This window comes from Leptolyngbya sp. FACHB-321 (genome assembly GCF_014695975.1).
Lineage (GTDB): Bacteria > Cyanobacteriota > Cyanobacteriia > Leptolyngbyales > Leptolyngbyaceae > Stenomitos.
Genome location: NZ_JACJPI010000012.1, coordinates 23,442 through 49,224, shown reverse-complemented (window position 1 = coordinate 49,224; position 25,783 = coordinate 23,442). Strand labels below are relative to the sequence as shown.

20 protein-coding genes, 1 tRNA gene and 1 CRISPR repeat array are annotated in these 25,783 nt (G+C 51.3%); of the genes, 14 read left to right on the top strand and 7 right to left on the bottom strand.

The window, feature by feature from the left end; genetic code table 11:
• Window positions 1-129 precede the first annotated feature (129 nt).
• The 7 genes from H6F76_RS01070 to H6F76_RS01040 all read left to right on the top strand — a co-directional run bounded on the left by H6F76_RS01070 (window position 130) and on the right by H6F76_RS01040 (window position 4,659).
• A complete protein-coding gene (locus H6F76_RS01070; protein WP_190446544.1) occupies window positions 130-330 on the top strand; it encodes a hypothetical protein in 201 nt (66 codons plus the stop codon).
• A 4-nt stretch (window positions 331-334) separates the two neighbouring features.
• Window positions 335-505: a hypothetical protein gene (locus H6F76_RS01065; RefSeq protein ID WP_190505305.1), complete on the top strand. Its 171-nt coding sequence runs from the start codon at window positions 335-337 to the stop codon at window positions 503-505.
• 48 nt (window positions 506-553) lie between these two features.
• On the top strand, window positions 554-1,057 hold the full coding sequence (folK, locus tag H6F76_RS01060) for a 2-amino-4-hydroxy-6-hydroxymethyldihydropteridine diphosphokinase (protein WP_190505181.1): 504 nt from the start codon (window positions 554-556) through the stop codon (window positions 1,055-1,057).
• A 158-nt stretch (window positions 1,058-1,215) separates the two neighbouring features.
• The gene (locus tag H6F76_RS01055; protein WP_190505180.1) at window positions 1,216-1,761 is read left to right on the top strand and encodes an NUDIX hydrolase; all 546 of its coding nucleotides are present in this window, start codon (window positions 1,216-1,218) and stop codon (window positions 1,759-1,761) included.
• A gap of 81 nt (window positions 1,762-1,842) precedes the next feature.
• Window positions 1,843-3,276: an FAD-binding domain-containing protein gene (locus tag H6F76_RS01050; protein ID WP_190505179.1), complete on the top strand. Its 1,434-nt coding sequence runs from the start codon at window positions 1,843-1,845 to the stop codon at window positions 3,274-3,276.
• Window positions 3,277-3,324: 48 nt separating this feature from the next.
• Entirely contained in the window at window positions 3,325-4,239 is a 915-nt protein-coding gene (locus tag H6F76_RS01045; protein WP_190505178.1) for a DMT family transporter, read from the top strand.
• Window positions 4,240-4,473: 234 nt separating this feature from the next.
• On the top strand, window positions 4,474-4,659 hold the full coding sequence (locus H6F76_RS01040) for a chlorophyll a/b-binding protein (RefSeq protein ID WP_190446550.1): 186 nt from the start codon (window positions 4,474-4,476) through the stop codon (window positions 4,657-4,659).
• A 248-nt stretch (window positions 4,660-4,907) separates the two neighbouring features.
• Here H6F76_RS01040 and H6F76_RS01035 read toward each other — a convergent pair whose 3' ends face one another.
• A complete protein-coding gene (locus tag H6F76_RS01035; protein WP_190446551.1) occupies window positions 4,908-5,423 on the bottom strand; it encodes a hypothetical protein in 516 nt (171 codons plus the stop codon).
• Window positions 5,424-5,693: 270 nt separating this feature from the next.
• On the opposite strand from H6F76_RS01035, the gene serA reads away from it, so the two are divergent.
• The 3 genes from serA (at window position 5,694) to H6F76_RS01020 (ending at window position 10,206) form a co-directional block, all read left to right on the top strand.
• A complete protein-coding gene (serA, locus tag H6F76_RS01030) occupies window positions 5,694-7,274 on the top strand; it encodes a phosphoglycerate dehydrogenase (protein WP_190446552.1) in 1,581 nt (526 codons plus the stop codon).
• 94 nt (window positions 7,275-7,368) lie between these two features.
• Window positions 7,369-8,259, top strand: coding sequence for a 50S ribosomal protein L11 methyltransferase (gene prmA / locus H6F76_RS01025; RefSeq protein ID WP_190505177.1), 891 nt, complete (start codon window positions 7,369-7,371; stop codon window positions 8,257-8,259).
• 285 nt (window positions 8,260-8,544) lie between these two features.
• On the top strand, window positions 8,545-10,206 hold the full coding sequence (locus tag H6F76_RS01020; RefSeq protein WP_190505176.1) for a B12-binding domain-containing radical SAM protein: 1,662 nt from the start codon (window positions 8,545-8,547) through the stop codon (window positions 10,204-10,206).
• On the opposite strand, the gene H6F76_RS01015 is transcribed toward H6F76_RS01020, so the two are convergent.
• The 3 genes from H6F76_RS01015 to H6F76_RS01005 form a co-directional block, all read right to left on the bottom strand.
• The gene (locus tag H6F76_RS01015; RefSeq protein ID WP_190505175.1) at window positions 10,207-11,145 is read right to left on the bottom strand and encodes a hypothetical protein; all 939 of its coding nucleotides are present in this window, start codon (window positions 11,143-11,145) and stop codon (window positions 10,207-10,209) included. It lies immediately after the preceding gene.
• A 404-nt stretch (window positions 11,146-11,549) separates the two neighbouring features.
• Entirely contained in the window at window positions 11,550-14,969 is a 3,420-nt protein-coding gene (locus tag H6F76_RS01010) for an efflux RND transporter permease subunit (protein ID WP_190505174.1), read from the bottom strand.
• A gap of 175 nt (window positions 14,970-15,144) precedes the next feature.
• Window positions 15,145-16,599, bottom strand: coding sequence for an efflux RND transporter periplasmic adaptor subunit (locus H6F76_RS01005; RefSeq protein ID WP_190505173.1), 1,455 nt, complete (start codon window positions 16,597-16,599; stop codon window positions 15,145-15,147).
• 473 nt (window positions 16,600-17,072) lie between these two features.
• Between H6F76_RS01005 and H6F76_RS01000 the strand changes: the two genes are divergently transcribed.
• Window positions 17,073-17,216 (top strand): DUF3096 domain-containing protein, encoded by a 144-nt coding sequence (locus H6F76_RS01000; protein ID WP_190446582.1) that lies wholly within the window; start codon window positions 17,073-17,075, stop codon window positions 17,214-17,216.
• On the opposite strand, the gene H6F76_RS00995 is transcribed toward H6F76_RS01000, so the two are convergent.
• A complete protein-coding gene (locus tag H6F76_RS00995) occupies window positions 17,205-18,446 on the bottom strand; it encodes an NAD(P)/FAD-dependent oxidoreductase (protein ID WP_190505172.1) in 1,242 nt (413 codons plus the stop codon). The genes H6F76_RS01000 and H6F76_RS00995 overlap by 12 nt on opposite strands.
• A 370-nt stretch (window positions 18,447-18,816) precedes the next feature.
• On the opposite strand from H6F76_RS00995, the gene H6F76_RS00990 reads away from it, so the two are divergent.
• Entirely contained in the window at window positions 18,817-19,932 is a 1,116-nt protein-coding gene (locus H6F76_RS00990; RefSeq protein WP_190505171.1) for a DUF3747 domain-containing protein, read from the top strand.
• A 130-nt stretch (window positions 19,933-20,062) separates the two neighbouring features.
• Here the strand turns inward: H6F76_RS00990 and H6F76_RS00985 are convergent, their stop codons facing one another.
• Window positions 20,063-20,950, bottom strand: a complete 888-nt coding sequence (locus H6F76_RS00985) for a glycoside hydrolase family 19 protein (RefSeq protein WP_190505169.1) — start codon at window positions 20,948-20,950, stop codon at window positions 20,063-20,065.
• 328 nt (window positions 20,951-21,278) lie between these two features.
• Here H6F76_RS00985 and H6F76_RS00980 point away from each other — a divergent pair, with 328 nt between their 5' ends.
• Entirely contained in the window at window positions 21,279-22,277 is a 999-nt protein-coding gene (locus H6F76_RS00980) for a hypothetical protein (protein ID WP_190505167.1), read from the top strand.
• Window positions 22,278-22,395: 118 nt separating this feature from the next.
• Window positions 22,396-22,466 (top strand) — tRNA-Gly (locus H6F76_RS00975).
• Between the two features lie 210 nt (window positions 22,467-22,676).
• Window positions 22,677-23,362: a CRISPR direct-repeat array (repeat unit 36 nt; unit sequence CTTTCAACCTGCCTCAGAAAGGACAGGTGATTGCGA).
• 515 nt (window positions 23,363-23,877) lie between these two features.
• Here H6F76_RS00975 and cas12k read toward each other — a convergent pair.
• Window positions 23,878-25,776 carry a type V CRISPR-associated protein Cas12k gene (gene cas12k / locus H6F76_RS00970; protein WP_190505165.1) on the bottom strand — a complete coding sequence of 633 codons (1,899 nt, stop codon included), beginning with the start codon at window positions 25,774-25,776 and terminating at the stop codon, window positions 23,878-23,880.
• Window positions 25,777-25,783 lie beyond the last annotated feature (7 nt).

Here is a 25,783-nt window from a genome sequence, read left to right as displayed (position 1 = left end):
GGTAATGATCGATTGCCAGACAGTCAGCGGCAAAGTCAACTCATAGCTCAAAACTTAGAACTCAAAACTTCCCCTTCCCTCTACGTGCCACAATGGTTAGGTGCCGTAGCGGTTTGAGGAGATGAGTCTGTGAGTGGCAGCCCGAATAATGTTGGTGTTTCCATCATTCTCTATATTGTTGGCGTCATGCTGGTGCTGACAGCGGTACTCATTGTGCTAAAGGGTCTTGGCATATTGACGACGCTACCTAACTACGCCATTTGGGCAATGCTGCTGCTGGCTGCTGGCATCGGTATTCTGGGCGGACTTCGCAACAGTCAGAGGCGCTAGAGTCATGGGACGATCGATGAAGCCAAGCATGGTGGCGTTTCTGGCAGTGCTGTCGATGACAGTACTGGTCTGGATTCTGCGTGGCATTGGACTACTAACCTTCATCCCCGGTTCGGTGCTGTGGGTACTCATTTTGCTGAGTCTTTTGACCGCAATTTTAACGATCGTGCGTTAAAGCATAGAGAGTAGGGAAGAAGGAGTGGGTTTTGGAAAGGGTTTGGCGATGTCGGAGAGCACGGAGACGGTAGCGTCGGCTCGTTGTGCGATCGCGCTGGGTAGCAACCTGGGTGATTCGCTGACGATACTAGAAGCAGCGCTGAAAGCTTTGGCACAGACTCCGGGGGTTGCGCTAGAGGCACGATCGCAGTGGTATCAGACCAAAGCCGTTGGACCACCGCAACCTGACTATCTCAACGGCTGTGCGCTGCTCACCGTCACCTTGTCACCCCAGCCATTGCTAGAAGCCTTGCTGCGAATCGAGGCTAATTTTGGTCGTATCCGCCGAGAACGCTGGAGTGCCAGAACGCTCGACCTGGATTTGTTGCTGTTTGATGCAGTCATACTCAACACGCCCACCCTACAAATTCCCCATCCGCATATGACCGAGCGGGCATTTGTGCTGGTGCCGCTAGCAGAGATTGCGCCTCATTGGATTGAGCCAATTTCAGGAAAATCGATCGCACAACTAGTACAAACGGTAGACTGTTCAGAAGTCAGACTTGCTTAGGGAAGGCAGGAGGCAGAAGGCAAAGGGCAGAGGGCAGGAGGCAGGAGGCAGAATAACCTCAAAACTCTTAACTCAGAACTCCCCCGTGCTCCCTCTGCCCCCCGCTTCCTCTTCTTTCCCCCACTCCCCACTCCCTACTCCCCACTCCCTTTCCCCTTATGCCCCTCGGTCGCGAACCACCCCAACTGCTCAAACAACGCTTGCTCTATCAAGGGCGCAAATTTTCCTTTGAGTCGAGCCGTTATCGCTTGCCTAATCAAACGCAAGGAGAATGGGAGTGCATTCGGCATCCGGGCGGTGCGCTGGCTGTACCTGTGACAGCAGAGGGCACGTTGATTCTGGTAAAGCAGTATCGCTTTGCCATACAGGGACGGCTGCTAGAATTTCCGGCGGGTACGGTGGAGCCAGGTGAAACGCCCGAGGCAACGATCCAGCGTGAAATTGAAGAAGAGACGGGCTATCACGCTGATCGCTGGCAAAAACTAGGCGAATTTTTCGTAGCTCCAGGCTACTCAGATGAGAGCATCCATGCCTATCTAGCGCAGGATTTGACACGGCTCGAAAATCCACCGAGCCAGGATGCCGACGAAGATATTGAAACCGTGATGATGACGATCGCCCAAGTCGAAAAAGCTATCCAGACTGGCGACATCACCGACGCAAAAACAATTTGCAGCTTTGTCTTAGCGCGACCGTTTCTATAGCGGTTGGTGATGAGTTGTTAGTAAGTGACCACGCTAGTAATCAACAGCTAAAAACTAAAAACCAAAAACTATTAGCTATTTATGTCTGATCTCATTCTCTTTTGGCACCGTCGCGATCTACGCCTTTCGGACAATATTGGACTGGCAGCGGCTCGTGAGAAAAGCCAGAACGTTGTAGGTGTGTTTTGCCTTGACCCCAACCTGTTGCAGCGGGATGAAGTTGCGCCTGCCAAAATCAACTACATGATGGGCTGTTTGCAGTCATTGCAGCAGCGCTATGCTCAAGCGGGCAGTCAGTTGCTGATCTTAAAGGCTGACCCGCAGAGTGCCATTCCTGGGCTAGCAACGGCGCTGAAGGCGAAGGCAGTATTCTGGAATTTAGACGTAGAGCCATACTCGCAGAAGCGCGATCGTGCGGTTCAAGAAGCCCTCCAGCAGGCTGGTATCTCGTTCCGAAATTTCTGGGATCAGCTTCTCCACGCACCAGACGAAATTCGCACAGGCAATGGCGATCCTTACACGGTCTACTCACCTTTTTGGCGCAACTGGAGCAGCAAACCGAAAGCCGAACCAGCGAAGGAGCTAGAGGCAACGATCGGGCTGACAGAGCAGGAGCAAACAGTCGCACAGAACGCAGGTGCGATCGCGCTACCAACAGCTAAAGACCTGGGTTTCGTGTGGGATAACCCGCTGCTGCTGGAACCAGGAGAAGCCGCTGCACAGGAACGTTTAGAAACGTTTTGCGATCACTCCATCGTAGACTATCAGGAACAGCGCAATTTTCCGTTCAATCCCGAAGGCACCTCTCATCTCAGCGCAGCGCTCAAGTTTGGCGCGATCGGTGTTCGTACGGTGTGGGCAAAAACAACGGAAGCGATGGAGCAGTCTCGTAGCGATGAGGCAAAGGACGGCATTCGCGTTTGGCGGCAGGAACTCGCATGGCGAGAGTTTTACCAGACTGTCATGTACTTTTTCCCACAGTTGGCAGATGGCGCGTATCGCAAACCATTCCAAAACTTTCCGTGGGACAATAACCCAGAACATTTCAAGGCATGGTGCGAAGGCAAAACAGGCTACCCGATCGTTGATGCTGCCATGCGTCAGATGAACGAGCTTGGCTGGATGCACAACCGTTGCCGGATGATCGTTGCCAGCTTTTTGACGAAGGATCTGATGATCGATGTCAAGCTGGGCGAGAAGTACTTTATGCAACGGCTGTATGATGGCGACCTGTCCGCCAATAATGGCGGTTGGCAATGGAGCGCCTCCAGCGGCATGGACCCGAAGCCGCTCCGCATCTTTAACCCTGCTAGCCAAACAAAGAAGTTTGACTCGGAAGCTGAATATATCCGCCAATGGCTACCAGAACTCCGCAGCATTGAGACGGAAGATTTAGTGACAGGTAACATTCTGCCTCTGGATCGCGATCGCTGCGGTTATCCGGCTCCGATCGTTGATCACAACGAGCAGCAAAAGCGATTCAAAGCACTTTATCAGCAGCAAAGAGCGCAATGAAGATAGCGATCGCGGCGCTACCATGACACAACGTGAACCGCTTTTGCCATGTCTTCCCTTTTAACGACCTTTCGTGGTGAACTAGCAGCCTTAAGTGCCGCACTCATTTGGGCGATCGCCTCAGTTGTTTACATTAGCCTTGGACAACAGTTGTCGCCCCTCCGACTGAATCTGATTAAGGGACTGATTGCGATCGGCTTCTTGCTCCTGACCCTCTTGCTGCAAGGCAAACTGTTACCGCACGTTAGCCCTACGGCATTGGGATTGCTCTGCCTCAGCGGAGTCGTTGGCATTGGCTTTGGCGATACCGCTTACTTCGAGGCACTTAACTGCCTCGGCGCACGACGGACGCTGGCACTGGAATCGATCGCGCCACCGCTAGCGGCTGTTATGGCGCTGGTTTTCTTGCAAGAACGTCTTACGGTGGGGGCATGGCTTGGCATTGCGCTGACGATCGCTGGTGTGGCGTGGGTTGTGGTCGAGCGCACAACTGAAGCTGCAACTCAACCCCAACTGTGGCGAGGGACTGGGTTTGGCTTGCTGGCAGCCCTAGGTCAAGCGAGTGGTGCAGTGCTATCGAGAGCGGCACTGGCAGGCACCACGATCGACCCCCTGTGGAGTGCGTTCATTCGTTTAGTAGCAGGTGGCTTGGTGCTGCTGCTCTGGCTACTGGTGCAGCAACGCTCTGCTCAGACATTGAATCAGGATTTGAAGCTTCTACGATCGCCCCGCTTTCTGTTCATTCTCACGGGCACAGCGTTTGCTAGCACCTATCTAGCGATCTGGCTCCAACAAATTTCGCTGAAATACACGGCGGCTGGCATAGCCCAAGCACTCAGCACCACCAGCCCTCTGTTCGTCATTCCTCTAGCGATCGCCCTTGGCGAAAAAGTTAGCCCACGGGCGATTGTCGGCGTACTTATAGCCCTCGTTGGCATCTGGCTGCTCTTGAGTTGGAAGTAAGGGAGCATGGAAACGAGAGGGAGGATAAAGCCTGAAAGCTTTACCTTACTTTCCATACATATTCCTGCCTCTTTGGAAAGATCTGCGGGCAATTACTAGCCGTTTTTGAAATCTTTCGTTATATTAGTTCACAGAGTTTAACGAAGCTTCACTGGTGGTTTTTCCACTTCCCCTGATAGCGCTAGTTCGTTGATCCGTAACCTTTGTCAATCTAAAGTAATTGGAGCAATAACCATGACTAACGCCACAAAAGTGACTACGCCTGTTGTTGTAGAAACCGATCGCAACGCTTGGAAGTTTGGCTTCACTCCTCAAGCTGAATTGTGGAATGGTCGTCTTGCAATGATCGGCTTCTCTGCTGCTCTACTAATTGAACTCTACTCTGGTCAAGGTGTTCTACATTTCTGGGGTCTACTGTAAGCCGATCGAATGCTTTCGTTTCTTGGTTAGTTTGACTAATTAATCATCGTTAATCAATAATCTCCTTCCATAGCTGCTGTTTTGACTGAATGCACGGGTCAAAACGGCAGCTATTGTCTTTTCAATCACTGCTCTTTGCTTGGGGAAGGAGAGCCTAGCCCAACGTTATTGAAGCAAAGGATAAGGGCAAATCAGCCGCACATCACCTTAGTCATAGGATGGTCATGAAGCAGTCGCTACGCGATCGTTCATGAGTCTGATGTATCGACATAGCCTTGTATGCTTTCAGGATCATACTGCCGCAAAATAGTGGTTGCCTGACGGGTAAGGGCTTCTGAGCCTTTGACTACAAGCAGATACTTTCCAGCATTGAGGCGATTGCGGTAGGGTAGGGCATCGCCGCTACCTGAGATTAACCCAACACCACCACCCACAAAAATGCTTCCCAACCCACCTGATGCCGCACCAAGCAAGCCACCAATGACATGGCTACCAAATTCCCCCGCCCATGGAAAGGTATCAATTTTGGTAATGAGGTTAAAAACATAGCCAGCAGCAAAGCCAAAGGGCACAAGCCAAATTGCCAGTAGCTTCACTTGCTTGCTTGCCTGCTCATTAGGGTCAAGCAACCCATATTCATCAGCACTTTTATAGCCCTTACCCAAAATGGCGATCTTGGTCATCGGTAAACCCTGGCTTTCTAGGGCTGAGTAAGCTTCTTCTGCCTTAATGCGATCGCTCAAAACGGCAACGAGATAATTCATGAGAGTAAGTAAACGGACACAAGTGAGTTGAACATCATCATGGCTGACCGCTAACGGCTTCCACGATCGAATTAAAAAAATCAAGCGGTTTCGGCAAAGCAAGCCTCAAAATGGCGTACTCTAGATGGTCTGCTTCGTTAGCCATCTTCATCTTAAGGGAGTAAGGTGAATATCTTCTTCTTCCTTCTTACCGAGTCTTTTGCGGTGGTGGCTAAGACCAAAAGTACCTGTTGTTCTAGAGCGCTCTGCGTCTAATCCTGGCTGTTTGCTATGCCTAAAGTTCTTGTTTCTGACCCAATCGATCAGGTGGGGATCGACATCCTATCCCAAGTTGCCCAGGTTGACGTAAAAACGGATTTGTCGCCTGATGACCTGATCCGCATCATCCCTGACTACGATGCGTTGATGATTCGCTCTGGTACTCGCGTGACTCAAGCAGTCATTGAGGCAGGCAATCAACTTAAAATTATTGGACGAGCTGGCGTTGGCGTTGACAATGTAGATGTGCTAGCAGCCACACGCAAAGGCATTGTGGTCGTGAATTCGCCGGAAGGAAACACGATCGCCGCTGCCGAGCATACGCTAGCCATGATGATGGCAATGTCGCGCTATATTCCCGCTGCAAACCAGTCTGTAAAAGCCGACAAGTGGGATCGCAAGCATTTCACAGGCGTTGAAGTCTACAAAAAAACGTTGGGGATCGTGGGGCTGGGCAAGATTGGTGCTCACGTTGCCACCGTCGCACGGGCGATGGGCATGAAGTTGCTGGCATACGACCCCTTCATTTCCCATGAACGGGCAGAACAGTTAGGTTGCCGGATTGTTGAAATGGATGTGCTGCTGCAACAGGCAGACTACATTACGCTACATATTCCCAAAACAGCAGAAACTACCCATTTGATCAATGCAGCGGCAATCGCTCGAATGAAGCCGACCGCACGCATTATCAACTGCGCCCGTGGTGGCATCATTGACGAAGCGGCGCTGGCACAGGCGTTGCAAGAGGGCAAAATCGCTGGAGCAGCGTTGGATGTGTACGAGCAGGAGCCACTTGGTGAATCACCGTTGCGCTCCCTAGGTAAAGAAATGGTGATGACGCCACATTTAGGCGCTTCGACGGAAGAAGCACAGGTGAATGTGGCGATCGACGTAGCCGAGCAAATCCGCGATGTGCTACTGGGCTTGCCTGCGCGATCGGCGGTCAACATTCCCGGACTACGCCCCGATCTGCTGGAGCAACTACGCCCTTACTTGCAACTAGCAGAAACATTAGGCAATTTGGTCGCGCAACTGGCAGGTGGACGAGTCGAAGCGCTCACGGTGCGCCTGCAAGGGGAACTGGCAACCAATCAAAGTCAGCCGATTGTAGTAGCGGCGCTCAAAGGGTTGCTGTCTCATGCTCTGCAAGAACGGGTCAACTACGTCAATGCCAGCCTGGAGGCTAAAGAGCGTGGCATTCGTGTCATCGAAACTCGCGATGCGTCAATTAAGGACTATACGGGATCGCTCCATCTTTCTGCTAAAGGTTCACTGGGCGAGCATTCCGTCACAGGTGCATTGCTGGGCGATTCAGAGATTCGCATTACCAGTGTGGATGAGTTTCCAGTTAACGTGCCGCCGAACCGCTATATGCTGTTTACCCTACACCGCGATATGCCAGGCATCATTGGCAAAATCGGCTCCCTTTTAGGCAGCTTTAATGTCAACATTGCCAGTATGCAAGTGGGGCGCAAGATCGTACGCGGTGATGCGGTGATGGTATTAAGCATCGATGACCCACTGCCTGACGATATTCTGGCTGAGATTTTGAAGGTGCCAGGGATTCGGGATGCTTATACAGTAACGTTATAGCCACTAGCCGTCAGCAATCAGCCGTCATTCAGTCATGTATACGGTATGGGCAACGAGAAAAATACGGCAATAAAGCTAATCGCTGACCGCTCTTATGGCAAATAGCTGGTGGAACATTCAAATTCTTTGCGACACCGACCTGGAAGAAACGATCTTTTGGCGGCTAGAGCTGTTCGGCTGTCGCGGCTCGTCCAGCGAAGTGAAGGGGCATTCTTGCCTGATTGGTGCTTATTTGCCACAAGAGCAGGCGCAGCTTCTTGATCTGGCAGCCTTAGCCCTAGCGTTGCGGCAAGACGCACTGTGCGTTGGGTTGCCTATTCCAGCAGTACAGTGGGATCTCATTGACGAAGAGGATTGGTCAAGCACCTGGAAAGAACACTGGCAACCGCAAGAAATTGGCGATCGCTTCCTCATTAATCCTGCCTGGCTACCCGCGCCAGAGCAGTCCGATCGTATCGTTCTGAAACTTGAGCCAGGGGTTGCCTTTGGCACGGGGGATCATGCTACCACGCAGCTTTGTTTGGAATCGCTCGAAATGCGTCTGGGCGGTGATGTCAAAGATTTAGTCATTGCCGATATTGGCTGTGGCTCTGGCATTTTATCGATCGGTGCCATGCTGCTGGGTGCGAAGCAAGGTTATGCCGTGGACACTGATCCACTTGCGGTGAAAGCCGCCCGAGAAAGCCGCGATCTCAACGGGATTGCAGCAGAACATTTATTGATCGAAGCAGGCAGTGTCGATCGCGTTGCCGAGCTTATTAACGCACCTGTAGACGGCATTGTCTGCAATATTCTTGCCGAAGTGATTATCGACCTGATTCCGCAGATGACTGCGATCGTCCATCCTCATACCTGGGGCATCTTTAGCGGCATTCTGCTCGATCAAGCAAAACCCGTTGCTGATACCCTCGAAGAGAATGGCTGGGTAGTCGCGGCTCTCTGGAAACGTCAGGACTGGTGCTGCATGAACGTACGACGAACGTAGAAGCATGATCACGCGCTCGTTCATGCATGGCATTGCCTGCAAACTTCACAAGCTGTAAAGGCGATTGCTTCTGGCATAGTTTCGTAAAGACATGGCACTGTCTTCACGAAACTAGCTTTCGTTGTTCTGTTTCCCTTCACGTTTCAAACCACATGGAGTGATCGCGGACATTGCTTGGTAGGGCACAAACCTCCAAATAGACGACTTTCTCGCCCCTCAACCCTTGAAATTTTCTATCATCATCTTTACAGTGATCATCAAGGTGAAAACTGGTGAGGATGCCTGATGACTGCTGTACTCAAGGATTTCGAGCAACCCGTTCCTGAAAGTGTGCCTGGAAAGCCACGCTATGTTCCCCAGAATCAGCGCCGCATTCTTTGCGTGTTTCCCAAGTACAGCCCTTCTTTTGGGACGTTCAACAATGCCTATCCGTTACTGGGTCGTGTGAAAGCGTTTATGCCGCCACAGGGCATTTTGGTGGTAGCAGCCTACTTGCCCCAAGACTGGGACGTTCGGTTTGTTGACGAAAATATCCGGTCTGCGAAACCGGCTGATTATCGCTGGGCAGATGCCGTGATTGTGAGTGGGATGCACATTCAACGATCGCAGATCAATCAGATTAACGAGATGGCACACCGCTATGGCAAGCTAACCGCGATCGGTGGTCCTTCGGTTTCGGGCTGCCCAGACTACTATCCTGATTTTGACCTGCTGCACATTGGAGAATTGGGCGATGCGACCAATCGCATGATTGAGTATATGGACTTGCATCGCGATCGCCCATCTCAGCAAATCCGCTTTGAAACCACCGAGCGACTGCCGCTCAACGAGTTTCCCATTCCTGCCTATCACCTGGTCAACCTGGATAAATATTTCATCGGCAACGTGCAGTATTCTAGCGGGTGCCCCTACCGCTGCGAGTTTTGCGACATTCCTGAGCTGTATGGGCGCAATCCTCGGCTCAAAGAGCCAGAACAGATTGTGGCAGAACTGGACGCGATGCTGGCTTCAGGTGGGCTGAGAGCTGTGTATTTTGTGGATGATAACTTTGTGGGCGACCGCCGTGCCGCTCTCAAGCTACTGCCACATTTGATCGACTGGCAAAAGCGCAACGGCTACCCCATTCAGTTTGCCTGCGAAGCAACGCTGAACCTGGCGCAGAACAAAGAACTGCTGGCAATGATGCGCGAAGCCTACTTCTGCACAGTCTTCTGCGGCATTGAAACGCCCGAGACGGATGCGCTGAAGTCCATCTCGAAGCAGCAAAACCTAATGGGCGGGATGTCCATTCTGGAAGCAATCAAAACTCTCAACAGCTATGGGATGGAAGTTGTATCAGGCATCATCATTGGGCTGGATACAGATACGCCAGATACGGGCGATCGCATTCTAGAATTCATTCGCCTGTCCAATATCCCTATGCTGACCATCAATCTGCTGCATGCGTTACCACGTACTCCCTTATGGCGCAGGTTAGAGGAGGAAGGACGGCTTAACTTTGATGAACAGCGGGAGTCAAACGTAGAGTTTCTTATGCCCTATAACGAGGTAGTAGAGATGTGGCGACACTGCATCACAACCGCTTACGACCCCGACTTTCTCTACCAGCGGTTTGCATACAACGTAGAACACACCTTTGCTAACCGCATTAAGCCTCCTTTAAGTCCAGCCCGCTTATCCAAAAAGAATATCCGCACAGGGTTGTGGATTATGGCAAATCTCATTCTGCGGATTGGCGTACTTAGCAACTACCGCAAAACATTCTGGAATATGGCGGGACCCAAGTTTAAAACAGGCAAAATTGAAAATCTGATCCACATTGGGCTGGTGGCGCATCACCTGATTACCTTTGCTCAGGAGTGCAGTCGGGGTGAACAGGCGGCTTCCTTCTACGCTCAAAAAGTAAAAGCAGCACAACGGTTTCGCGTTAGCAGCCTTGCACGCTAATCAATGCTGCTCGGCTGGTTCGATCACTTGAGTCGGGGCGATCGTCGAACCATAAAGAGCAGCAAACCGCTTAAAAAGCCACATGGTTTCACTGTTTGGAATGCGGTCTAGCTGTACCAGACGATGAATCTTTCGGTTTGCCAATTTTTGCAAATAAGGAAGATCTTCAAAAAGGGTTAAACAAGAGGCAGCATGAAGCAACAGTTGCAGCAGTGGTTTATACCACTTCAGATCGCTGTAGATGTCAATAAACAGCTTGTGCTGCGTTTGGTTTAGTGGAATGGCATTGAACATCACAGTCATACGCTTCCCGCTATACACAGGAATACTTAACTCAACAGTAAAAGGAGTATGAAGCGTCAAATCAACTTCAACCACAGGTTGCCGCCAGATCCTCAAAGCATTAAAGGGAGAATCTAACGTAGTTTGAAATTTGATGCTGCCACCAATGTCAGTAGGCTGCATCTGGTTGACTTGGATGACACGTAGATTGTTAAGGCTGAAACTGTGAACGCTTTCTAAATGTTTCAGGTTGAGCAAATGATAAATCTGGCAAACATAGGAGAAGGGCAACACATATTCCTGATGAATCATGTGCTGATCTTGCAGTTCAGCCATCCGCGACTGCGCTGTTTCTAAATAGGTCTTTTCTAACCCAGTTAAAGGATATTGTTGAAGCAGAGTTGCTTCAGAACCAGCATCTGGTTTGGGTCTTAAGTACAACCAACCCATGAGGAATAAGATGGCAGTGACAAAATGGATAAACTCAATGGCAGAAACATATCCATCCGCAAACGCAGCCGTAACCCGATCGAACGCTCCAAAAAGCCAGGATGGAATACCAACCAACCAAACGCCGTTTCTAAAGCGGTCAAATAGATGGTAAATCTCTGTAAACGGATGATTGTCTACTAGATCAAAGCTGCTACTATTAACCATGATATTAAGCTTCTGTTTAGCTGGTAGCATTCAACTTTTTGCACAATAACTTCCATAGGAACCGTTTCCTAAAAGAGTGGTTTTAGGGAATCGATCGCTGGGAATTAGATTGAAAGACAAAGCGGCAACGGAAGATTAAGCTGCCGACTTTGTGACAACACTGCCTCTTTTGAAGGTGACTTCAAGGCTGGTTGACTGCAAGTTTTTATGCTTATGAACTTATGTTAACGATTGTGCTTTAAAGTGCCCTCTGTCGTAAGGCGAGGTTAACTTCCTCTTAACAGGCACAGCTATTACTTGGGGTTGAGCAGTTTCACGATCGAGCCTTACCCCTAAGGGGTTAATTGAGCCGTGGCTGACGGCTCGCTTAGACGCAGGTTGTCGTTATTGCATTGCCGCAACGATTACTTTCGTCCAGACAGCACCAGTGATCGCGTCCGCGTCACCAACTGTCCAAGTCCCATATCCCGCTTAAAGATGTCGTGCAGCAGGACATAGAAGCAGGGGATGATAAACAGCGTCAGCATGGTTGCCAGCGTTAGACCAGAGAAGACAACCACACCCAGCGGCTGCAAGAACTCTGATCCTTCGCCGATACCCAACGCTAAGGGAAACAGTCCTAAAACGGTCGTGATCGTAGTCATAAGGATCGGACGCAGGCGTTGGGGAGCAGCTTTCAGGATGGCAGTGGCACGATTAAGTCCCTCTTCCTCACGAATCTGGTTTGCCGTTTCCACCATGATGATGGCGTTGTTGACTACAATCCCGACGAGCAGTACGGCACCAACCACAACGGTAATACCGATCGCGGTTTGCGTCACAAACAGACCCAAAATGCCGCCCGCCAGCGCCAACGGCACCGTCAAAATAATGACGAGCGGATCGATTACAGAGTTGTACTGCACCGCCATAACGACGAAGACCAGAAAGGCAGCGAGTCCGCCTAGCACTACCAGCGCACTCTGGAGTTCTTTATTGGTTTGTCCGGCATAGCTCGGTAGCACCGTCACGCCATCGGGTAAGTCCAGTTTCGAGACAATCTGCTGCACTTCCTCTAGCGCCGCGCCTAAACTGGCTCCTTTGTTTAGGTTGCCTGCAATCAGAAAAACACTACGCTGGTTGATGCGTTGGATCTCACCCGGAGCCTGCCCTTCTTCAATCTTGGCAACGTCGCTCAGCCTCACTAGAGCATTGTTATCAACAAACAACGGAAGTTGCGCTAACTGGGAGGGTCGTGTGAGCAAGTCCTGATTCAACTGCACTCGCACATCGACCAGGCGCTCACTCCGCTGAAGTTGGGTGGGCACAGAACCTTCGATCGCCGTTTGGATCGTGTTGCCGATCTCCTGAGTTGTTAAACCAAGGGCATTAGCGCGTTCCCAGTCGGGACGAATTTGCACTTCGGGTTGGCGATCGTCCGCATCGGGACGAAACGCTGATAGCTTCACTTGTTCATCCAACGCTGACAGCACTTGCCGACCTGCCTGCCGCAGCACATTCGCGTCTTCTCCTTGCAGCACGACATCCACTTCAGCGCCCCGTAAAGGTGAGTTGTTCAACGTCAAACCGCGGACAGAACCTGCCGAAACCCGTACCCGCACACCTGCCAGATTAAGCTGATTCATTTCTCGCGTTACCCGTTCGGTAAACTCCTCCACGTCACTCCCCTCTTTGAGCGTTACGTTGCCTGTACTACGTGATGGATTTGCCGAGACGGAGTTGCCAAACAGCGACCCCCCTGCGGTGGTGAAGACATACTCTGTTTCTGGTTGTTTTAGCAGCACATCGTCTACTGCTGCCATCACGCGCCGATTGGTTTCTAGCGAGGTGCCGGGTGGAAATTGAACGTTGACATTTGCCTGTCCGGTGCTAATGCGGGGCAGAATCTCTTGCGGAATCTGACCCGCCATCACAACACCGCTGCCTCCCAAAACAATGAATGCTGTAATAATGACGATCGCCCGACGACGAATAACCTTCGCCAATGTATTGCCGTAGGAACGGGTGAGACCATCCAACCGTTGGTTAAACGCCCTTAGCAGCCACAGCCGATTCAATCCACTCGACCACTCAATGGCAAAGAGACGCGCCGAGAGCATTGGCACAACGGTAATTGCCACTACGAGTGAAGCGGCAACAGCAAAGCAAATTGTGAGAATAAGTTCGTTGAACAGCAGCGAGATGAAGCCACCCACAAGGATAAAGGGCAAGACCGACACCAGGTTTGCGGCCGTCGAAGCCACGAGCGACGATTCGACTTCGCGGCTGCTTTCTTCAACAGCTGTGATCAGAGCACGGGCACGATCGCGCCGTCCACTTCCATTTCCGTGTCCATTCCCGTTCCCGTTGTGATGCCCATTGCCATTGTGATGTCCGTTGCCGTTGTGGCGATCGAGTCCATCCAGTTTGAGTGGTTCCACCCGTTTACTGATGTTTTCAAGAATTACAACGGAGGTGTCAATTGCTTGCCCGACACTAATTGCCAACCCACCCAGGCTAAAAATGTTGAGCGAGAAGCCGCAAAGCTTCATGACGATCGCTGCCGCTAGTGTACAGAGCGGAATCGTTAGCGCAATAATGAACGTCTGCCGGAGCGACCCTAGAAAGATGAAAACGGCGATCGCCGCCAACAATGCACCAGAAAGCCCTGAATTAATCACATCTGCCAGAGAGTTGCGAATGAACTTTGATTCATCCAATGTGGGTGTGATAATCATGTCGGCTGGAATTAACCCCGACTGTCGTAACTCTTCCAGCCGTTGCTTCACCGCATCCACTACCGACACCGTATTAGCATCTGGCTGTTTTTGCACGCTAATTTTGATCGCTTTTTGCCGATTGAGATTGACCAGCACCCGCTCCTCTTCAGTGCCGTCAATTACTTCTGCAAAATCTCTCAAATACACACGTTGAGCAGGGGAAGAAGAGTTTTGGGTTGAAGTCGTTGAGTTTTGAGTTGAATTTGATGGCTGACTGCTGACCGCTGACTGCTGACCGCTACCTCCTGATTGCTGACTGCTACCTGTCTGCTGGCTGCTACCACCTGACTGCTGCCCACCTGCTGCAAACGACAAATCTCGAATCTCAGCCGCATTCTGAAAACGTCCGACTGCTCGCGTTAAAGGTTCCGCGTTTTCGCCCAAGATGCGTCCACCGGAGATATCCTGGTTGCGCTGCTCCAGTTCATCTAATACATCGGTCAAGCCAATGCCTAGCGCTTGCAGGCGATTTAGGTCAATGTTGACCTGCACTTCTTCCACGACACCGCCCGAAACATCTGCCGAAGCGACGCCCGCGACAACACCCAATTCACGCGACAGTTCTTCATCAGCAAACACGCGCAAATCGACATCGCGCAATGATGGCGACGTAAGCGCCATTTCGTAAACTGGCAACTGAGAGGGATCAGCTTTGAAGAGACGCGGATCTTCGATCGTGTCGGGTAGCTGACCCCGACTGCGGTTAAACGCTGCCGTTGTATCATTGAGCGCTTGATCCACATTGCTACCAGGTTTGAAGTACAGATCCAGGTTGACCTGCCCTTCTCGCGTTTGCGAATAGATTTGCACTACTCCATCAGTAGTTGACAGCGCCTCTTCAAGCGGTCGGGTGATCTCGTCGATCGCCACCTCTGGTGAGATGCCTGGTGCCACCAGACGCACCCCAATACGGGGATAGGTAATGGAAGGCAGTAGATCAACCGGCAGTTGAGTAATGAAAAAGATGCCAACGACAATAACGGTTAGCGTCAGCATTAAGGTGCCAATATGCTGCCGAATCGAGAGCGTACTGAGGCTAAAGCCAGACGAGGAAGGAGCTTGCATGAGGGCTAGGGATGGTGAAGGAGCAGGTGTAGGCAGTTAGAGGAGGCAAAGGGATGCAGAGGTCGGGATTCTGTCAGATGCCCGCCTTCTGTCTTAAAGTGCAGCTAGTAAGCAAGACCGAACAAAGAAGTTGGGTCTCTTTACGTCGCTGCATTCAGACGGGTCTCGTTAGACGTTACTTTGCTGACAGGATGCTCAAGCGCACTGAGTCACCATCTTTGAGGGGCTTACTGGTGCGTGCAACAAAGCGATCGCCCGGTTTTAGTCCCGCAAGAATTTGGACTTTACCGTCTAGCTGTTCGCCTAAGGTGACTGATCGTGCAGCAACTTTCGCCTGTTCGCCCTCGCCTGCCACAACAAACAGGGTGCCTTTTGTTTGCTTAGGCTTTGCGTCACCATTTTCTGGCTGCCTAGAGGTAGCGACTCCTGCGTTTGACCCTCGCTGTCTAGGCTGCTGATTCGCTTGTCGATCAGTCGACTCAGGTTTCTGGCTGGATTGTTGACCTCTAGCTCGATCGTCCTGCACAGCAGCAAGTGGTACAACAATGCGATCGGTCGTTGTTTGCATAAAGCTCACCCGTGCTAGCAGCCCGCTGCCTACTTTACCTGCTGGGTTGGGAATGGTTACTTCAACAGGCACTAGACGAGAGGTGGGGTTAGCGGCTGGCGATACTCGCGTCACCCTACCGGCAAACCGTTCGTTGGGAAAAGCATCTAACCGCACGTTCGCCGCACCACTTAACCGAACATCAGTCAGATCGAGTTCCGAAACCTGCACTGTCACCTTTGCTTGGCTAAAGTCACCTAGCCGCAGCAGTTCATTGCCAACTTGTACGACATTGCCTGCCTCAGTTGATCGCATTAGCACTGCCCCACTAATGGGCGCAGTCAGCACGGCATACGATCGCCGCTCTTGCTGCTGGGCAACGACTGCCTGCTGCGCCACAACCCGACCCTGTGCTGCTGCGATCGCCTGTTGCTGGTTTCGCACCCGTTCCTGGCTCGATCGCAAGACCTGCGCTGCTGTTCTCGCCTGCGTGCGCGATTGTTCTGCCTGCTGTTGTGTGACAGCACCATCTCTGGCGAGACGTTGGTAACGAGCCGCATCTGACTCTGCTTGCTGAAGTTGCAGCCGCGCCTGCTCCACCTGCGTCTGGGCATCGCTGACTTGGGTTTGAAGCTGGCTAATTTCTGTTCGCCGGGATGCCAGTTCGGCTTCTGCTTCGGCGGTTGCAGCCGTCAGAATGGAGTCATCAATCCGTGCCAGGGTTTGCCCTCGCTGGACGCGATCGCCCACATCGACATTCAATGCCTGGAGTTGACCTTCTGCCTGAGCGCGAATCGCTACTTCCTGCAAGGGTTGAGTAGTGCCTGTATACTCTCTTGCTGCTTCTAGAGGAGCCGTTGCCGCGATCGCTACATCAACTGCCGCTGTCCTTTGACCTTGAGCATTACCGGACGGGCGTGTTTGAGCATCAGCATTGTCGCCCTTTGGCAGCAGACCACAGCCCGAAACAGCAAGTGCCGCTCCCACTGCCACTGCCCACCGAGCGATCGAGGTTGGCTTTGCCTTGTGTAACAACACTGCTTTAGGTGCGAAGGGGACAGAGGACGAAGTTACTGAAATCATGAGCCTTTTGTACTATGTGCAGCGGATGAACAGAAGTGAGCTATGTAGCGACATTATGTCGAATTGTAAAGATTTTTGGGAGCAAGGCAGTCTGCAAATTGAGTGATCTTGTGCAGATGTCTGTTTGTAATTCTCACGCCGCAAGCTGCTTAGAGGCCTTTAGCGTTGGAACCCACACAGTTAGACCAGCTTGATCAGGATTTGGTTCAAATAACTTTAGATTTTCTTGCCTATCACACAAGAGACTTTACACTTCTCGATAAAAGCTGATGAATGACACTTATACAGGGGCGAATGGCAATGGCGTTCAAGCAGTGCTGTTGGTGCTTTAAGGACGATCGCCCTTTGCCTCCTGAGATACATCCTGATACGAGATGCTTAGAGTACTGTGGAAGCATCTTTGTACTTAAACCCTTTACTGAGAGGCAAATGCTGTGTTGGACTACCTCTTCCTTGCCCAGCAAGCGGCTGACATTCAAGTCAACTTTCGGCTCAGTGGCATTGTTGCCCTTTTAGCAGGCATTCTGATTCTGGCAATTCCCCGCCTGCTCAATTTGATTGTGGCAATCTATCTCATCCTGACGGGCTTAGTGCAGGTGTTTAATTTAAGGATTTAGCGCTCCCATTGCCTGACCCGCAATCCAGCCAGTCGTCCAGGCGCTCTGAAAGTTGAAGCCGCCCGTTACACCGTCGATATCTAGAATCTCGCCTGCAAAGTGGAGTCCGGGGCAGCAACGGCTCTCCATCGTTTTGAAATCGACTTCCTTCAAGCGAACGCCACCACAGGTGACAAATTCTTCTTTAAATGTTCCTTTGCCGCTGATCGTATATTCTCCACGGGTCAGCTCCTGAATCAACGAGTTCAGCGTTTTGTTTGATAGGTCTGCCCAACGTGTTTCGGCAGCGATACCAACATAGCTAGTCAACCGCTCCCACAAGCGGCGCGGTATCAGTACGGGGCAACTGGTGATGATCGCCCGCTTCGGTAGCTGCGACTTCACGGCTAAAAGCTGTTGACGCAATGCCTCTGGGTTAGACTGCGGCAACCAGTTTACCAGTAAGGTCGCTTGATAGCGGCTATCATGCAGCACCCTGGCACCCCAGGCAGACAGTTTCAGTACCGCCGGACCACTTAAACCCCAGTGGGTGATCAGCAACGGTCCCGTTTGCTCCAAAGAGCTTTTTTCGCCTGTTTGCAGCCGTAAGTGCGCCATTGGCACTGATACGCCTGCCAGATCATGTAAGCGTGGATCAGCAATATTGAAGGTAAACAGAGACGGCACGGGTGGTTCGATCGCATGACCAAACGCACGAGCGATCGCAAAACCCTGGGGGCTGCTGCCAGTAGCAAGCAGGAGACGATCGCACGTGAGCGTTTCACCCGCTTTCACCGTCACAGCAAAGCCATGCTCCTGCCGAGAAACATCTTTTACAGCGGCTCCCTGCCAAAGTTTTACACCCATTGCTTTTGCCGTCTGCATCAGGCAGGTGACGATCGTTGCTGAGTCGTCAGTGATAGGAAACATACGTCCATCTGCCTCAGTTTTCAGCGTGACACCATGTGACTCAAACCATTCCACCGTATCCCGCGCCTGAAAGCGGCTGAAGGGACTCCGCAGCGCTTTGCCGCCTCTGGGATAGTGTTGTACCAAAAGTGCTGGATCAAAGCACGCATGAGTTACATTGCAGCGTCCGCCGCCGGAAATACTCACCTTGGCTAGGGGTTGACGTGCCGCCTCCAGTAGCGTGACTCGGCTATGGGGATGCTGGCTAGCACAGGCGATCGCTCCAAAAAAGCCAGCCGCACCACCACCGACAACGACAACAGACACTGGATCAGACGACATAACAGAGGCGGAATGAAAGGATGAGGGCTAAAGGATGAGAGCTTCAGGCTTAAGGATAAAACGTTTAACAACAAGTCATCCAATGTTCAAAAGCAGGTGATCGATCAACGTCTATTAAAGCGTCTATTGAAGGGGTAAACGCTGGCTCACTCCAAGGGGTATTGGTCGGGCACAAACATCGCTTTGTCGAAATGCTTGATTGACCACAAAAGTATGCAAGAGTTCCCGAAAACCATTGCTCTGTAAGGATTTGTCATCTTTTTTACGCCAGTCGAAAAATTGACACAGTGCCATTTTGGTTTATCCGGAACAGTTACCTCTTCCTGCGGACAGGGAAGCAGTAACTACCTTCATCCCTGGGCAAACAGACATGATGACTCGACTCAAAATGGTTGCTTTGGCAACCCTGGCTTTAAGTTCCCTGACTGCTATCAAACCTGCTGCTGCTGCTCTTTTTAGTAAGGTAGATTTAGATCCCAACAAACTGCTTTTGGTCGCTTCACCCTATGGTAACAATGCCCATCAATTGGTGATCGTTGAGCAAGTATCGAACCGTCGTGCCTGTTGGAGTGAGAGTGGCAGCAGCCCAACCACGATCGACCCGTTGTTGACTAGCTTTGACTTTACAGGCATTTGCGGACGCAGTACCGATGCCAATGGCTATTCAATTCGGATGGGCGACCAGGATTTGGGACTGCAATACAGTCTACGTGTGGTGCGACGCGATGGTGATTTGCTGTTAGTTGGTGTGCCATCGGTCGCTCGCAATGCCACTGAAATCCCTATCGGTCGAGCAGGCGGCGTGACCAATGGTTTTGCGAAACTTCAACTTAATCCTGGCTGGCGAATCACGCGCCGAGTCTACAACAACAAGCAGTTGGGTCACTTTTACCTGACCAATGACCAACCGTTGAATAGCGCGATCGCCGCTGCTCCAACGCCGCTTCCAGCAACACGCCCCTTGCCAGCAACACAGCCAATCGCGCCAATCGCGTCTCGCCCCAATCCTGTTCGCCCTGAGATTGTGTTTGCACCAGGTGTAGCTCCCTCCGTATCCCAACCTGCTAGCCCGTCGGTGCCCATTGCTGTGCCGCTGCCAGAACCAACTATTGCAACAGGTTCAAGTCGCCCGACTCCCGTTCGTCCGCTGCCAGTAACAACCCCATCGGCAACGATTCCAGTCACGATTCCAATAACGATTCCAGTGTCTGGGAACAGAGCACCAGAGCCTACCGTTAGACCACCTGCTCTACCGACTCGATCGCCCCTCACAGGTAGACCGATTCGTGTACCGTTACCTGCTGCGGCTGCTCAGCCGATTCAAACTGCCCCTAGTCAAGCAGTACAGCCACCTGTGCCTGTTGCGCCTGTAGTTCAGCCTCCGGTTAAGCAGCCGTCTGTTACTCAGCCCTCGTCTGCATCAAACTTGCCGAAGCCTGCTACCAGCAAGCCTGGAAACTTTGTAGTGCCAACGATCGCGTTCTAAGCCCAGTGTTTTTAAGCCCAGCGTTTCTAGCAGGTGCGCGACTCTGCTAGAAACGCACGCTTGAAACTGCCTTACCAGATTCGTCTAACGTTTGGAACGCACGTTTGAACCGCTCAAATTTTTGAGACGCTCACACTTTAAGAACGCGTTTTGCGGCTTTGAGAAGCTGTATGCGATCGTCCAGCCCGTTATAGCCGCCATTGATGACTCTGGTAACAGTTCTCACGTCGTCATGGTCCGCATCACCATTCAGCTGATTGCTTGCCCAAAACCAGCCAGCGCTACGGCTTGCCAGATCAGGGGATGCTAATTTTGTAGGATTGTTGATTAAATCGATACCCAACGCCTTCCCACATAACCCATAGTTTGTGCGACCTGTTACCTGAATTAGCCCTCTGCCTTTGAAGCGCACACCATCACCACTATAGATATTACCTAGATCGTCACGCCACTCATAATCTTCACCAGAGGCATACTCTTCGAGCGCATTAAAACGATCGGACTCGTGAGCAATTTGCGCTAGAAAGTGTGCCTGCCGCAGTGGTGTAGATACATCAAACTCGACCATTGTGCGGTTTAAGTGGGGCGCAAGAGCATTTATCCTGCTGGTGCTGGCTTCGGGGGCGATTGCTAAAAACTGCTGTGCCGTAAGCAGCCGCATTGTACTGGGAGGAAACAGCGATGCATAAGGCTGTTTGTCAGACGGGCGGTCGGGCAAATTGCTCAGCGATCGCAGCAGATCATCCACCAGTTCATCTTGCTCATTCACGTCTCCTTGCAGCTTGCTAGACAGCTCTTGCAACCGATTCGCTGCTGCTTTGCGACCCGCTTTGATATCTGCAACTGAAAATAAACTGAGATACGGAGGCTTATCGGCAGGGCGGGACGGCAAACCACTCAAAGCGCGCACTAAGCTATCTGCTAGCTCATCAGTCTTGCTAGCACTTCCTTGCAGCTTGCTCATTAACGATGCCAGACGCATAAACGCCTGGATTCTCCAGATAGCAATTTGCGTCATCACTGAACCCCTCCTTGTAGTACTGGCTAAACTTGACACAGCAATGTCATGACGCTGCGATCGTCCGACGCATGCAGCGCCTTAAACAGTCTCGCGACGTTTTTAATCTTTAGGCTAATTATTCCTAATAGATGCCTGCGATCGCCAGTTTTTTCACTACAGCTTTATGAATCAACATGATGGCAAGGCTCCCTCCCTAGCGAAGGTCGGCACAATTGCAGTCTGCTGCTTTCGCACGGTCAGCAGTGAGCTAGGATCATGAGTGATCCTGTTGTATCTTGCAGTCTCCAGCTTGAGCAGCGATCAATTGGCTTTTTAGCATGGCGTGATGACCAATCCTGCTGACCAACACTCACTCACCGAAGTGCGGCGCTCCGCAGACCCTCCAACTCTATGGCTGTCGCTAGCGCTAGGATCGGTGCTCATCCATCTGGTGCTGTTTATCCTTGCTAGTCTTGCAGCTACTCAGACTGCAAAAGTGCAGTTAGATCTAAAACCAATTGCAGTTGAGTTTGTTGATCCGAATACGGTGGTCGAACGAGTGGAGGCACCCAACTCGACGATCGCGGCTCGTCCTGTCACGCCTTCGGCTAGCACCCCCGCCACTACACAAGCACAACCGCCTGCACTGCCGCAGTCATCAGATTTCGTTCCTCCACCAGTAGAGCAGCCATTCGTACCCCAGATAACAAGACGGAATCGGGTGCCCGCGCCCATTCAGCAACCACAGCCTGAGCCGATTGCACCTCCAGTGCCGCAGCCACGTAACGCTCCAACGACCCCTACTCCACCTCAGTCAAACCCACCAAATCAAACCCTCCCTTCGCAAGAGACACCCCCACCAACGACCAATACACCTCAAGGGGCAGTGCCAGGTTCTGACCCCAATCCGTCTAACAACACGCTACCGCCAGCAGCATCAGAGCAGCCTGTGGAGGGTCAACGAATAGCCCAGTTGCCACAAGGAGCAAGCGTTGCAGTTACAGTCTCTAATCCCCGTCCACCGTTGGTGGATGTTCCAGAGCAACTAGCACAGCCGATCGACCTTCAAAAAAATATCTTGATCAACTACCCGTCAGCACTTGCTGGGCAAACGATTCGTCTAGAAGCGGCTCTTGTCATTGATAACAACGGGTTGATGTTGGACGTAAGCAAAACGGCGCTACGCTCTTCAAGTAGTGCGATCGACCCCGAAACCCTGAATGACCTTGCCGAACAGATCTTTAAGCAATGGCAGTTTAAGCCAGCTCAAGACAACTTAAACGGCAAGCCGTTGATACCTCCACAGTCAAACTTGATTGTGGACGCAGAGCTAGCTCTACCTTAGACACAACCATCAGCTTAAATTGAGCGATCGCTTAAATGGCTCTTCAAATGACTACTTCAATTGGGTGTTTCCCTTGAAAATATGTTACCGTTGTAAATGCTTCGAGCATATTGCTTTTGCGGGCGTAGTTTAGTGGTAAAACTTTAGCCTTCCAAGCTAATAATGCGGGTTCGATTCCCGCCGCCCGCTTTGAAACTTGTACAGTGACTAATTAAATGTCATCGGTGACAGACTAGTGTCGTTAGTGACTAACTCTTGTCGTCGAGACAAATTAGTGTCTTTTAAGTGGTAGTGACAAATTGATGTCGTCTAACCGTATATAAAAGCACCTCCATAACTTATGAAGGCTAAAGTTTTACCTTTCAACCCACTTCATCAATACCAGTTTCAATTTTTGGTCCTTTCAACCTGTCTCGAAGGGACAGGTGACTTCTTAGCGGCGCTCTGCGTCAGGATACTTTGTCTCTTTTCACCTGCCTCAGAAAGGACAGGTGATTGCGACCTTTGGGGTGGCGCTGACTGCTGCAACGTTGGCTGTCTTTCAACCTGCCTCAGAAAGGACAGGTGATTGCGATCTTAGTTCTTAGAGAGCAAGAAGTATAATTCGCCTCTTTCAACCTGCCTCAGAAAGGACAGGTGATTGCGATTCAAATTGAGGCACAACAATGCACTTAGCGTTCATCTTTCAACCTGCCTCAGAAAGGACAGGTGATTGCGACCATTGAAGGCTTGACTTTTGAAGTCCTCTATCACCTTTCAACCTGCCTCAGAAAGGACAGGTGATTGCGACGACAGGTGCGATCGCCTGTATAACCTTCATTTGCCCGCCTTTCAACCTGCCTCAGAAAGGACAGGTGATTGCGACTCATCCGTCTATTGTCTAGTTCAACTGATACGAACTTTCAACCTGCCTCAGAAAGGACAGGTGATTGCGACCTGGAAAAAAGTGTCACTGAAGAAGTCAAAAAAGCGCTTTCAACCTGCCTCAGAAAGGACAGGTGATTGCGACGATGATAGGTGGGGTGCAAAACTACAATCCAGGGAGTTGCCTTTCAACCTGCCTCAGAAAGGACAGGTGATTGCGACGGCAGCCAACCAAAACCCACTCTAGGCAGAAGTTTCAGAAGGTCTTGCGCGGCTCGCATTACCTACCCTTCTCCAAACCTGAGCTTTCACAATTTAGAGCTAGTCCAGAATCATGAAACCGACTCAGCAAAGGGATTTGAGCCTTTGCGCGGATCACAGCAAAGAATTATGTCTTTGCAGATCGCTGAAAGGAAGAATAGAAGCGGGTTCCCCCTTGGTTGGGGGTGGTTTGGTAGCTACTACAGCAGTACATCCGCGCCCTTGTTGCCGGGAGCGCACCGACGCCATAATTGAAGCAGACTAACGCCTCAACTATGACTTAATCTCGTTTAAGAAACCGAAGTCTCTCATCCGACGGCATCAGGGTGAGCAGCTACCAGGGTCAGAAAGCAAGACTGTCTAACGACAGCCAAACTAACCCTCATTTGCACGAACGTAGACTGCAAGCAGCCTACGTCGCGGCGCTGTTGGAATCATTCAGTTTTCAAGGTGCAAGTTTTAGCTACAGCCCCTTTTAAGCACGGGCTTGGTAAGCCGCGATCGCTATAGCTCTAGCCTTCTCTTCTAGCCTGCCGACCAGAGGCTGTTTTACTTCTTCAACAGCAATGCCGAGTTTGTTAGCTTGGCTACGAATGCTCTCAAGGAGTCTGCCGTAGCTCCAACGGTGAACGCTAGCACGATACTGCTTAGCATATTTCTGTTGTCCTTCTAAATAGCCCGGACTTTTTTGCTCAGCCCTGGCTTTAATCTCGGCTTCGACGATGGCTCGAACGTCTCCCAACTTGGGTAGGGCGAGACTGCCAGCACGGTAAGTTTTAGCGATCGCCACGATTGCTTGCGCTAGTAGTCGATCAACGTACTGCCCCAACTCCGATTCTCCAAATTGATTAGGGGCTGATCGCTTTTGAGCCTTGTGGCGTTGATGAGCTGTTTTCTGCTGTTCCGAACGTCTCCGGTTGAGGAGTCTGTAGTTTTCACCGAGCAGTTGCCGAATCCCATACTGGGCAAGCACCTGATTGGCTTGGGCATCCCAAACAACGATCGTGGCAGGCTTTTCTAGACCCAGACTCAGCCCGACGACAACGTGAGACAGCCCCTTGTAGAGCGGTTTGCTGGGGCGATCGAACGGTGTGTTGATCCGAGTCAGGGTAGAGTTCAGGCGCTTGACATACGCTTGCTGGGTTGCCAGAAGGTCGCCCTTACTCTCCATTTGAGTGATTTTCTTAGTAACGTCTGCTGCCTTTTCTTGACGGACTTGCTCTGTACCTTCAGCTGTCCAGAGCCGCGTGTCTATAGTGCAGTAGAGGGTCAGCCGATATACATCCCAAGGGTCTCCTTTCCCTTCGCCTTCCTGCCATCCTAGACGAGCAGAGCGGAGGGTAAAAAGACCGCTAGAATGCTGATTTTTGCTGGCTCTTTTTGTTTCCTGGTCTTCTAAGAACCGTTGGAACCAGGAAAGCTGGCGTTGATCGCAGTAGATTACAAAGGTATGGTCACTAAAACCGTTGAAGTGGACGCAGAGCCGACCCTTAACGTTTTTTTCCCAAACTAAGTCTTCATTGGTCTCGAAGATGAGCGGGAACGGCAGCACGCTCGGTTTAGTCAACAATCGGTCTTGCCAGCGTTTAGCCTCAGCATTGTCTCTTGGAACGGTTTGAGTAGCTGTTTCAAGCGTATCAAGCCAATTCTGTCCAGTCAGGTCACGTCCATGCGGTATACGACCGTCAATTTGCTCTTGCAGCCGCTGGACTTGAATCTCAACCTTACGGCGACGCTGAACAAACTTCTGTGAGTCTTCTTCCTGCTGTGGCACTTTGCAACCGTTTTTGAGCAAGAAGGCGATCGCACAGCGCTCGAACACCGATTTTGCATCTTTGTAACGGTCAAAAAGCTGACTGGCTACACTGCGGTCTGATAAATTTGCCTTCTTTTTGCTCTTCTCGCCTTGATTCTGGGCTGGCTTGTCTGAGGATGCGGCTGGCTGGAGCTGAGTTAGAAGCGCAGCAGCACGATCGCGAAGGTTGGCGAGTTCGACACCACTCTCTTGAGCCAAGGCTTCATCGCTTTTGAGCATCTCCAGCCAGCGCAGTTTGCCATCGACCCTTCGCTGAAGGTGCTGCTGAATTTTGAGCCAAGACTTATAAATGTAATCTGCCATGTGAATAGCAGAAGTGTAGAGTCGTGCAGGTTGCCCTGTGAAACGGGCATCGGTTTTTAGTGGTTGGCAAAGTTGGCTTACAACTGCTGTTGGATGCTTCCCCCTTTGCCGCCAGATCTCAAAATCTGAATGCTGGCTCATCTGCTCCAAGATTTCATTGATTAAGGGGGTATTGCTCTCTGCCATCAAACTCCAGAGTGCTTGCCGAGTCGCTGCATCAGCAACCAGACGACATTGAATCGTGATCTGACTCATAAGGTTT